Source organism: Streptomyces beijiangensis (assembly GCF_017315755.1).
GTDB lineage: Bacteria > Actinomycetota > Actinomycetes > Streptomycetales > Streptomycetaceae > Streptomyces > Streptomyces beijiangensis.
This window is the reverse complement of sequence record NZ_JAFLRJ010000130.1, coordinates 1-11,084: the sequence shown is the minus strand read 5'-3', so window position 1 is coordinate 11,084 and position 11,084 is coordinate 1. Positions and strand designations below refer to the sequence as shown.

Here is an 11,084-nt window from a genome sequence, read left to right as displayed (position 1 = left end):
CCTTCAAGGCGGTGAAGGCAGGCAAGTGCCTGCCCGTCTGGGACACCGGGTACGGCAGCGGCACCGTCGAGTGGAGCTCGGACACACCCCCGGCCCCGACCTCCGACTGCGACACCGGCAAGGCGCTCGTGTTCGTCACCGAGGTCACCTCGTCCAGCAGCAGTTGCCCGACCGGTACGGACAAGTCCTCCTGGTCGTACCAGTCCGCGTCGTCCGGTGAGAGCACCACGCTCTGCCTCACCCGGATCTACCACAAGAACTACTGCGTCCTCGGCAAGCAGACCGGCGACAAGATCTCGCTCGGGCCGATGACCGCCGTGAACTGCACGGACAAGAAGGTCCCGATCGCGTACAACCAGATCATGCACATCACCGGGGTCTACAAGCACTCGGGCGCCATCACCGCAGGCATCTGCTCCCGGAGCGGCGGCGACCAGACCCGGTACTGGGTGTGGAAGATCCGCGACGGCACGGCCGTGCTCTGCACCATGATCTACAAGGGCTAGCGGAGCGAGCGCATCGTCAGGCGGGGCTCGGGCCGCCGTTCGCGGCCGGAGCGGGCGAGGCGGGCGGTGCGGGCGGCGCTTCGTCCGCCGGGCCCGCGGGGGCCCCGTTCTCGCGGTCGTACATCAGCAGGCTGAAGACGATCATGCCAAGGACCAGCATCATGAACGCGAAGGCCTGCCAGCCCACCAGGCCCACCGTCAGCGCGCCGAGCACCCCGTGCACCACCGCGCAGGTGATGAGGAGAATCCGGCCGGGGAGGCCGGGGGCGCGGTCGCGCAGGGCCATCCTCAGGAGGACCACTCCGCAGAGGACCAGATAGATGCCCGTCAGGCCGCCCATGATCCATGCGCCGACGGATATCGCCTTGGGGTCGATGCCCGCGAGGGACATGTGCTGGTTGTCGGCGACCCTGCCGAGCACCCAGTTGACGAATGCGATTCCGAGCGCTTCCAGGAAGAGAAGTATCGCGCCCGTCCATGCCACCGGCTTGCGTGCCATGGCCCCCACCCTCGGTCCGTTACCGCCAGTACGTCTGACATCGCGAAGGCTACTAATGGGTAGGCGTATGGGCAACGGTTCTGACGGCAGCAAAGAATCATTCGGCCATTCGTAGGGACTCGACAAAGAATCGCCTCCCGGCGCTGGCCCGGCTGACAGAGACCTAGGCCACACAGCGGGGTTACTGTGGGCTCCAGTCTCCCCGCGTACCGTGGTGCGACAAGGGATTTCGCGCCTTGAGTGGGCCTCGAGTCACCCTGTGTGTGGGCAAGCTCACCCTTGGGGACGGGTCGTCCGGCCGTGTCGGCAGTCCCTAAACTCAGCTTGTTTCTTGGAGGGAGCCATCGTGCGCAAGGTCCTCATCGCCAACCGTGGCGAAATCGCTGTCCGCGTCGCCCGGGCCTGTCGGGACGCCGGGATCGGATCCGTAGCTGTCTACGCCGATCCGGACCGCGACGCCCTGCATGTCCGCGCGGCCGACGAGGCGTTCGCCCTGGGCGGTGACACCCCGGCGAGCAGCTATCTCGACATGGCCAAGGTGCTGCAGGCCGCGAAGGACTCCGGCGCGGACGCCATCCATCCCGGATACGGATTCCTGTCGGAGAACGCCGAGTTCGCGCAGGCCGTACTGGATGCGGGTCTGACCTGGATCGGCCCGCCGCCGCAGGCCATCCGCGACCTGGGCGACAAGGTGGCCGCCCGTCACATCGCCCAGCGCGCGGGCGCCCCGCTGGTCGCGGGCACCCCCGACCCGGTCTCCGGCTCTGCCGAGGTCGTGGCCTTCGCCGAGCAGAACGGTCTGCCGGTCGCCATCAAGGCGGCCTTCGGCGGTGGCGGGCGCGGTCTGAAGGTGGCCCGCACGCTGGAGGAGATCCCCGAGCTGTACGACTCGGCGGTACGCGAGGCCGTCGCCGCGTTCGGCCGCGGCGAGTGCTTCGTCGAGCGCTACCTGGACAAGCCCCGGCACGTCGAGACCCAGTGCCTGGCCGACACCCACGGCAATGTGGTCGTCGTCTCCACCCGTGACTGCTCGCTGCAGCGCCGCCACCAGAAGCTGGTGGAGGAGGCGCCCGCGCCCTTCCTGAGCGAGGCCCAGAACGCGGAGCTGTACGCCGCGTCCAAGGCCATCCTCAAGGAGGCCGGTTACGTCGGCGCCGGCACCGTGGAGTTCCTCGTCGGTGTCGACGGCACGATCTCCTTCCTGGAGGTCAACACCCGTCTCCAGGTGGAGCACCCGGTCACCGAGGAGGTCACCGGCCTCGACCTGGTCCGCGAGATGTTCCGCATCGCGGACGGCGAGGAGCTCGGTTACGGGGACCCGGCCGTGCGCGGGCACTCCTTCGAGTTCCGTATCAACGGCGAGGACCCGGGCCGCGGTTTCCTTCCCGCTCCGGGTACGGTCACGAACTTCGCGCCTCCGTCCGGTCCCGGTGTCCGCCTGGACGCGGGTGTCGAGTCCGGCTCGGTCATCGGCCCGGCCTGGGACTCGCTCCTCGCCAAACTGATCGTCACCGGCGCCACCCGTGAGCAGGCGCTGCAGCGCGCCGCCCGTGCGCTGGCGGAGTTCGACGTCGAGGGCATGGCCACCGCCATTCCCTTCCACCGCGCTGTCGTGGTGGACCCGGCGTTCACGTCCGACCCGTTCCGTATCCACACCCGGTGGATCGAGACCGAGTTCGTCAACGAGATCCCGCCGTTCACCCCCGGTGGCACAGACGCCGACGAGGACGAGTCCGGCCGCGAGACGATCGTCGTCGAGGTCGGCGGCAAGCGTCTTGAGGTCTCGCTCCCGTCCTCGCTGGGAATGACCCTGGCCCGTACGGGACTTGCTGCGGGAGCCAAGCCGAAGCGGCGGGCCGCCAAGAAGGCGGGCTCGGCGGCGTCCGGCGACACCCTCGCCTCCCCGATGCAGGGCACGATCGTCAAGGTCGCGGTCGAGGAGGGCCAGGAGGTCAAGGAGGGCGACCTCATCGTGGTCCTGGAGGCCATGAAGATGGAACAGCCTCTGAACGCCCACCGGTCGGGCACGGTCAAGGGCCTCGCGGCCGAGGTCGGCGCATCGCTGACCTCCGGCGCGACGATCTGCGAGATCAAGGACTGACACCGGCGCCGTTACGTGCGCGCGAGGGCCCCGTCGAGTTGGTTCGGCGGGGTCTTTGGCGTTCAGCGGCTTGTCGCTGCGCGGGCAGAGTCCCCGAACCCGCCCCTTCCCGAGACTGTGGGCTTCGCCCCCAGACCCCCGTACGCGACCTTCGGTCGCGTGTCCTCAATCGCCGGACGGGCTAAATAGGCCCAACCGGTTCATCTGCGGCGCATCTCGGCCACGCGTGCCCGCTCGCCTGCCTGTTGCTCTGCCAGGGACGCCGTTGCGTTGCGTAGCGGCGACGGGGAGCCGGGTGTTGTGCGGCGCTGGCCCGGGAGTGGCATGTCCCGGCGGGGCTGTCGCCCCGCCGGGGACTGGTCGTTGTTTCCGGAGGTGGACGCGCTGGGGCCCGCCACTGTGATCTGCACGCCCTGATCGGCCAGGGCCTGCAACTCCGTTGCCGCACGGTCGTCGTGGACGGGCGGCTCGTCGGTGACCAGACGGGTGATGACGTCGGTCGGCACTGTCTGGAACATGGTGTCGGTGCCGAGCTTGGTGTGGTCGGCCAGGACGACGACCTCGGCCGCGGCCTGTACCAGCGCCCTGTCGACGCTCGCCGAGAGCATGTTGGAGGTGGAGAGGCCTCGTTCGGCGGTCAGCCCGCTTCCGGAGAGGAAGGCGCGCGAGACCCGCAGGCCCTGGAGGGACTGTTCGGCACCACTGCCCACGAGGGCGTAGTTGGAGCCGCGCAGCGTACCGCCGGTCATCACCACCTCGACCCGGTTGGCATGGGCCAACGCCTGGGCGACGAGAAGGGAGTTGGTGACGACGGTCAGGCCGGGAACCCGCGCGAGCCGGCGGGCCAGCTCCTGCGTGGTCGTGCCGGCGCCGACCACAATGGCCTCGCCCTCTTCGACGAGGGACGCGGCGAGGTCGGCGATGGCCGTCTTCTCCGCGGTCGCGAGGTGTGACTTCTGCGGAAAGCCGGATTCACGCGTGAATCCGCCCGGGAGCACCGCCCCGCCGTGGCGACGGTCTAGGAGTCCTTCTGCCTCCAGCGCCCGCACGTCCCGCCGTACGGTCACTTCGGAGGTCTGGACGACGCGGGCGAGCTCACGGAGCGAAACTGCCCCGTTGGCACGCACCATTTCGAGGATCAATTGGCGACGTTCTGCAGCGAACACGAAACTGACAGTAACCTGACGCGCCGATTCTTTTCAGCAGTTTGCGCCGAATAACAGAAGTTGTGCCCAGATCGGGTTGCCGGGTGGTATACGGCGCGTTGCCGCACAGGCCACGCGCCCATGCCACGCGCCTAGGATGCGCCCCCTCGGGACCCTTCCTAGGCCTCGCCTGCGGACTTCCGGGTGTGCAACTGCCGTGCCACCTCTGCGATCGAACCCGACAGAGACGGGTACACGGTGAAGGCGTTTGCGATCTGTTCCACCGTCAGATTGTTGTCGACCGCGATCGAGATGGGGTGGATCAGTTCGCTCGCACGAGGGGCAACCACACATCCGCCGACCACGATCCCCGTGCCGGGACGGCAGAAGATCTTGACGAAGCCGTCGCGGATGCCCTGCATTTTGGCGCGGGGGTTACGAAGCAGCGGGAGTTTGACCGAACGTGCGTCGATCCTGCCCGCGTCCACGTCCGCCTGTGAGTAGCCGACGGTCGCGATCTCGGGGTCGGTGAAGACGTTGGAGGAGACCGTCTTGAGGTTGAGCGGCTGCACCGCGTCGCCCAGGAAGTGGTACATCGCGATACGGCCCTGCATGGCGGCGACCGAGGCCAGCGCGAAGATGCCGGTGACGTCGCCGGCCGCGTACACGCCGGGGGCGGAGGTACGGGAGACCTTGTCCGTCCAGATGTGCCCGGACTCCTTGACCTTGACCCCGGCCTCCTCCAGGCCCATCCCGGCGCTGTTGGGGATGGCGCCCACGGCCATCAGGCAGTGCGTACCGGAGATGACGCGGCCGTCGGCCAGCGTGACCTCGACCCGGTCGCCGACGCGCTTGGCGGACTCGGCGCGGGAGCGGGCCATGACGTTCATGCCGCGGCGGCGGAAGACGTCCTCCAGGACGGCGGCGGCGTCCGGGTCCTCGCCCGGGAGCACGCGGTCGCGGGAGGAGACGAGGGTGACGCGGGAGCCGAGTGCCTGGTAGGCGCCGGCGAACTCCGCGCCCGTGACACCGGAGCCGACCACGATGAGCTCCTCGGGGAGCTCGTCCAGGTCGTACACCTGCGTCCAGTTCAGGATGCGCTCGCCGTCGGGGAGCGCGTCGGGGATCTCGCGGGGGTGCGCGCCGGTGGCGAGCAGCACGGCGTCGGCGACGAGCGTCTCCTCCGTACCGTCGGCAGCCGTGACGATCACCTTGCGGGAGCCGTCCATGGCCTGCTGTCCGGCGAGCCGGCCGCGGCCGCGCATGACCCGTGCGCCCGCACGGGTGACGGAGGCGGTGATGTCGTGGGACTGGGCGAGCGCGAGGCGCTTCACCCGGCGGTTGACCTTGCCGAGGTCGACACCGACCACACGGGCCGACTGCTCCTCGGGCGGCGTGTCGTCCGCGACGAGGATGCCCAACTCCTCGTACGAAGAGTCGAAGGTCGTCATCACCTCGGCCGTCGCGATCAGAGTCTTCGACGGTACGCAGTCGGTCAGTACCGAAGCCCCGCCCAGACCGTCGCAGTCCACGACGGTCACCTCCGCGCCGAGCTGCGCGCCCACCAGGGCCGCCTCGTACCCGCCGGGTCCGCCGCCAATGATCACGATCCGGGTCACTAAAAGTCCCTCGCGTCGCCAACCCCGGCGCGCCTGCCCGCCCGGCCGGGGGTCCGGGGGTCGCTCCCCGGGAGATGCAGTACGTACTCCATTGTCCCGCACGCTTCAACATGCTTCTTCCCCGGGGCGGGCTAATGCCTCTGTCGTACCCTCGACACCATGTCGCTCTACGCCGCGTACGCCGGCAACCTCGATGCGCGGCTGATGTCCCGCCGCGCCCCGCACTCCCCGATGCGCTCGACCGGCTGGCTCAGCGGCTGGCGGCTGACGTTCGGCGGGGAGCAGATGGGCTGGGAGGGCGCGCTCTGCACGGTCGTGGAGGCCCCGCGCTCGCAGGTCTTCGTCGCGCTGTACGACATCGCCCCGATGGACGAGGACTCCATGGACCGCTGGGAGGGTGTCGGCCTCGACATCTACCGGCGGATGCGGGTCCGCGTGGACACCCTGGAGGGTGAGGAGCCCGCGGGGATGTACGTACTGAACGGGTACGAGGGCGGTCTGCCCTCCGCGCGCTACCTGGGCGAGCTGGCGGACGCCGCCGAGTCCGCGGGGGCGCCCCACGACTATGTGATGGAGCTGCGGAAGCGGCCCTGCTGAGGCCGCACGCCACCCCGTTTGGGTGATCCGCCAAGGTGATCGCCGCAGGTACGTGAGGACCGTCATCTACGCGCGTAGGGCGAGACCGGCTACCCTCATCTGCGTGAACGCATCAGTTATCCCGGACCCCCACGCCGCCGCCGACGCCGCGGCCGCCCGACTGCGCGAGCTCACCGGCGCCCAGTCGCACGACGTCGCCCTGGTGATGGGCTCGGGCTGGGCCCCCGCCGTCGACGCGCTCGGCGCGCCCGACGCCGAGTTCTCCGTCACCGAGCTGCCCGGGTTCCCGCCGCCGGCCGTCGAGGGCCACGGCGGCAAGATCCGCTCGTACAAGATCGGCGAGAAGCGGGTGCTGGTCTTCCTCGGCCGCACGCACTTCTACGAGGGCCGGGGCGTCGCCGCGGTCTCGCACGGCGTGCGGACGGCTGTCGCGGCCGGCTGCAAGACGATCGTGCTGACGAACGGCTGCGGCGGGCTGCGTCCCGGGATGCGGCCCGGTCAGCCGGTGCTGATCAGCGACCACATCAACCTGACGGCCACCTCGCCGATCATCGGGGCGAACTTCGTGGACCTGACGGACCTGTACTCGCCGCGGCTGCGCGCGATGTGCCAGGAGATCGACCCCTCGCTGGAGGAGGGCGTGTACGCCCAGTTCCCCGGCCCGCACTACGAGACCCCTGCCGAGGTCCGGATGGCGGGGATCCTCGGTGCGGACCTGGTGGGCATGTCGACCGTGCTCGAAGCGATTGCCGCGCGCGAGGCGGGCGCGGAGGTGCTCGGCATCTCGCTGGTGACGAACCTGGCGGCGGGGCTTTCGGGCGAGCCGCTGAACCACGAAGAGGTCTTGCAGGCGGGGCGGGACTCCGCGGTGCGGATGGGCGAGCTGCTGACCCGGGTGCTGGACCGCATCTAGGCGCGCCTCCTCCGGGGCTCCGCCCCAGACCCCGCTCCTCAATCGCCGGAGGGGCTCAAAAGACGTCCTCAATCGCCGGACGGGCTTGATTTATCAAGCCCGTCGAGGGGGTCCCCCCTGCTCCTTAAGAGCTTGGGGGAGATTGAGGACGAAGCGGCCGAAGGTCGCTTGCCCGCCGAAGGCGGACCCGAACATGCAGACGTACGACGTGAAGGGCGGACCACCCGTGACGCAGGACCTGATCACCCGGGCCAAGGCCTGGCTCGCCGAGGACCCCGACCCCGACACCCGCGACGAGCTCGCCAAGCTCATCGACGCAGGGGACCTCGACGAGCTCGGGTCGCGGTTCGGCGGGACCCTGCAGTTCGGGACCGCCGGCCTCCGCGGCGAGCTCGGCGCAGGCCCCATGCGCATGAACCGCAGCGTCGTCATCCGCGCAGCGGCCGGCCTCGCCGCGTACCTCAAGGCGCAGGGCCAGGCCGGCGGCCTCGTCGTCGTCGGGTACGACGCCCGCTACAAGTCCGCCGACTTCGCCCGCGACACCGCCGCCGTCATGACCGGCGCGGGCCTGCGCGCAGCCGTGCTGCCCCGCCCGCTCCCCACCCCCGTACTGGCCTTCGCCATCCGGCACTTGGGCGCCGTCGCCGGCGTCGAGGTCACCGCCAGCCACAACCCGCCCCGCGACAACGGCTACAAGGTCTACCTCGGCGACGGCTCGCAGATCGTGCCGCCCGCCGACATCGAGATCGCCGCGGAGATCGACGCCGTCGTACGCCTCGCGGACGTCCCGCGCCCCGACAGCGGCTGGGAGACCCTCGGGGAAGACGTCCTGGAGGCCTATCTCGCCCGTACGGACGCGGTCCTGGCCCCCGGCTCCCCCCGTACCGCCCGCGTCGTCTACACGGCCATGCACGGCGTCGGCAAGGAGACCCTGGTCGCCGCCTTCGCCCGCGCCGGATTCCCCGCGCCGGTCCTCGTCGCCGAACAGGCCGAGCCCGACCCGGCGTTCCCGACCGTCGCCTTCCCCAACCCGGAAGAGCCCGGCGCGATGGACCTCGCCTTCGCGACGGCCCGCCGCACGCAGCCCGACCTCATCGTCGCCAACGACCCCGACGCCGACCGGTGCGCCGTCGCCGTCCCGGACGACAGCTCCGTCGAGGGATGGAGCATGCTCAGCGGCGACGAGGTCGGCTCGCTGCTCGCCGCCCAGCTGGTCCGCCGCGGCGCCACCGGCACCTTCGCCGAGTCGATCGTCTCCTCCTCGCTCCTCGGCCGGATCGCCGAGGCGGCGGGCCTCGGTTACGAGGAGACGCTGACCGGGTTCAAGTGGATCGCCCGCGCCGACAACCTCCGCTACGGCTACGAGGAAGCCCTCGGCTACTGCGTGGACCCCGACGGCGTACGCGACAAGGACGGCATCACCGCCGCCCTCCTCGTCACCGAACTGGCCTCCGAGCTGAAGGCCGAGGGACGCACCCTCCTCGACCTGCTCGACGACCTCGCCGTCGAGCACGGCCTGCACGCCACCGGCCAGTTGTCGGTCCGCGTCGAGGACCTGAGCGTCATCGCCGACGCCATGCGCCGGCTGCGCGAGCAGCCGCCCACCGCGCTCGGCGGTCTCGCCGTCACCTCCGCAGAGGACCTCAGCCACGGCACGGACCGGCTGCCGCCCACCGACGGCCTGCGCTACCACCTGGAGGCCGCCCGCGTCATCGTCCGGCCCAGCGGCACCGAGCCCAAGCTCAAGTGCTACCTGGAGGTCGTGATCCCGGTCGCGGACGCCACCGCACTGCCCGCGGCCCGCACCCGCGCCGCCGCGCTCCTCACTGCCGTCAAGACGGACCTCTCGGCGGCCGCGGGGATCTGAGGACCGCCCGTTCGGGTGATTCCCGTACGGCAGGTGGTGCAGCAGACAACCCCTTTTACGGATCATCCGAGAAAGGGTGACTCGGTACCTCTCGCCGAGTCACTGGAGCAGCCGCTGTGCCCCCGATCGCGTCCCCGGCGACCGAACCGACCACTGCCCCCGCCTCTCGCCCCGCCCTCCGTGCCCACGCGATGGCGAGGGGCACAGGGCTTCTGCGCCGCGCCGTCCCCGCGCTGGCCGCCTACACCGCCGTACGGACGGCCGGTCTGGTCCTGCTCGCCCTGTGGTCGCACCTCAAGCACCACGGCCTGTGGCCCGCGCTCGCCACGTCCTGGGACTCGTCCTGGTACCTGGGGATCGCCGACCACGGCTACGCCCAGCACCTGAGCAACAACAACCTCGCCTTCTTCCCGCTCTACCCCATCCTGGTGAAGGCCGTCGCCGGGGTGACGCCGGGATCGCGCGCCACCATCGGCGTCCTCGTCGCCATGGTCTGCTCGCTGGCCGCGGCGGCCGGGATCTACGCGGTCGGCGAGCGGCTGTACGGGCGCAGGACCGCGACCGTGCTCACCGTCCTCTGGGGCGCGATGCCCGTCGCCCTCGTCCAGTGGATGGGCTACACCGAGTCGCTCTTCACCGCGCTCGCCGCATGGTCCCTGTACGCGGTCCTCACCGGCCGCTGGATCCACGCCGGACTCCTCGCCGCCCTGGCCGGGCTGACCCGCCCGACGGGCCTGGCGGTCGCGGCAGCGGTCGTGGTGCCCGCGGCGGTCGCCCTGTGGCGCGGAAACCGGTCGGTGCGGATGGTCGCGGGAGCGCTGATCGCCCCGCTCGGCTGGCTCGGTTACGTCACCTGGGTGGGCGTCAGGGTCGGGCGCTGGGACGGCTACTTCGCCGTACAGAAGCTGTGGAAGAACCAGTGGGACGGCGGCGCCGACACCCTGCGCGAGGTGCGCCGCCAGCTCGTCTACCAGGGGCACCCTCAGCCGTTCCTGCTGGTGGTGACGGCCGTCCTCGCCGTGTCCGCGGCGCTGTGGCTGAAGTGCGCGAGCGACCGGCAGGCGCTGCCGCTGCTGGTCTTCACCGGGGTGCTGCTGCTGGTCGTGCTGGGCAGCGGCGGCGTGTACTTCCCGCGGGCCCGCTTCCTGCTGCCCGCCTTCCCGCTGCTGCTGCCGTTCGCGGTGGCGCTCGCACGGGCGCGGCCTCGGACGCTGGTGGTCGTGCTCGGCGGGGCCGCGCTGTTCTCGGCGTACCTCGGGGCGTACATGACGCTGGTGTGGACCGGGCCTCCGTGACGGGCGTGCGCGCTCAGTCGCGTACGAGATAGCTGAACCCCGTGTCGGGGCCCACGCAGGACTGGAGAGTGAGGTCGCCCCAGAAGAGGCCGTGTGCGGGGGTGCCGCGGCCGGGGGTGAGGTAGTTCGCGTAGACCTTGTACGTGTACGTGGAGCGCGGGGTCTCGACGGTGACGACCGTGCCCACGGGGAGGCCGGCGAAGCGGCCGAAGCCTCCGCAGTAGTCGTGGCCGACGAGGACGACGGTCCGCATGGCGTAGCCGTTCTCGGTGCCGAGGTCGGGGCCCGACCACTGGACGGCGTCGCGGCAGGCGTCGACCGCGTCCTGGCCGCCGCGGACGACACGGGCCGACCAGGTGCCGATACGGATGACCGTCCCGGTCGCGGCGACGGTGTGCGGGGCGCTCGCGCTGGGCGCCGGGGATGCGGCTGCGGGGGTGCGGGACGGCGCGGGGCTCGACAGGTCGGGAAGCGCGGAGGTCCTGGGCGATGTCGTACGAGGCGCGGGCCGGGCAGTGGCAGTGGCGCTGACGGTGGCGCGG

At 70.8% G+C, this 11,084-nt stretch carries 10 protein-coding genes; 6 read left to right on the top strand and 4 right to left on the bottom strand.

From position 1 onward, the window contains the following. A partial coding sequence (locus J0695_RS14585) for an LppU/SCO3897 family protein (protein ID WP_206962450.1) occupies positions 1–506 on the top strand: 506 nt, incomplete at its 5' end. Positions 507–522: 16 nt separating this feature from the next. On the opposite strand, the gene J0695_RS14580 is transcribed toward J0695_RS14585, so the two are convergent. Then, positions 523–1,005 carry a hypothetical protein gene (locus J0695_RS14580; RefSeq protein ID WP_206962449.1) on the bottom strand — a complete coding sequence of 161 codons (483 nt, stop codon included), beginning with the start codon at positions 1,003–1,005 and terminating at the stop codon, positions 523–525. A gap of 346 nt (positions 1,006–1,351) precedes the next feature. Between J0695_RS14580 and J0695_RS14575 the strand changes: the two genes are divergently transcribed. After that, complete coding sequence (locus J0695_RS14575) at positions 1,352–3,106, top strand: acetyl/propionyl/methylcrotonyl-CoA carboxylase subunit alpha (RefSeq protein ID WP_206962448.1); 1,755 nt, start codon at positions 1,352–1,354, stop codon at positions 3,104–3,106. Between the two features lie 200 nt (positions 3,107–3,306). Here the strand turns inward: J0695_RS14575 and J0695_RS14570 are convergent, their stop codons facing one another. Both J0695_RS14570 and J0695_RS14565 read right to left on the bottom strand, forming a co-directional pair. Continuing rightward, positions 3,307–4,272, bottom strand: coding sequence for a DeoR/GlpR family DNA-binding transcription regulator (locus tag J0695_RS14570; RefSeq protein WP_206962447.1), 966 nt, complete (start codon positions 4,270–4,272; stop codon positions 3,307–3,309). A 158-nt stretch (positions 4,273–4,430) separates the two neighbouring features. Next, entirely contained in the window at positions 4,431–5,870 is a 1,440-nt protein-coding gene (locus J0695_RS14565) for an NAD(P)H-quinone dehydrogenase (protein WP_206962446.1), read from the bottom strand. A 159-nt stretch (positions 5,871–6,029) separates the two neighbouring features. Between J0695_RS14565 and J0695_RS14560 the strand changes: the two genes are divergently transcribed. The 4 genes from J0695_RS14560 (at position 6,030) to J0695_RS14545 (ending at position 10,542) form a co-directional block, all read left to right on the top strand. After that, positions 6,030–6,467 carry a gamma-glutamylcyclotransferase family protein gene (locus tag J0695_RS14560; protein WP_206962445.1) on the top strand — a complete coding sequence of 146 codons (438 nt, stop codon included), beginning with the start codon at positions 6,030–6,032 and terminating at the stop codon, positions 6,465–6,467. A 103-nt stretch (positions 6,468–6,570) separates the two neighbouring features. After that, positions 6,571–7,380, top strand: coding sequence for a purine-nucleoside phosphorylase (locus J0695_RS14555; protein WP_206962444.1), 810 nt, complete (start codon positions 6,571–6,573; stop codon positions 7,378–7,380). A gap of 226 nt (positions 7,381–7,606) precedes the next feature. Then, a complete protein-coding gene (locus J0695_RS14550; RefSeq protein ID WP_206962452.1) occupies positions 7,607–9,247 on the top strand; it encodes a phospho-sugar mutase in 1,641 nt (546 codons plus the stop codon). Between the two features lie 116 nt (positions 9,248–9,363). Beyond that, on the top strand, positions 9,364–10,542 hold the full coding sequence (locus J0695_RS14545) for a mannosyltransferase family protein (RefSeq protein ID WP_372445767.1): 1,179 nt from the start codon (positions 9,364–9,366) through the stop codon (positions 10,540–10,542). 13 nt (positions 10,543–10,555) lie between these two features. Here the strand turns inward: J0695_RS14545 and J0695_RS14540 are convergent. Continuing rightward, a partial coding sequence (locus tag J0695_RS14540; RefSeq protein ID WP_242552658.1) for a sortase family protein occupies positions 10,556–11,084 on the bottom strand: 529 nt, incomplete at its 5' end.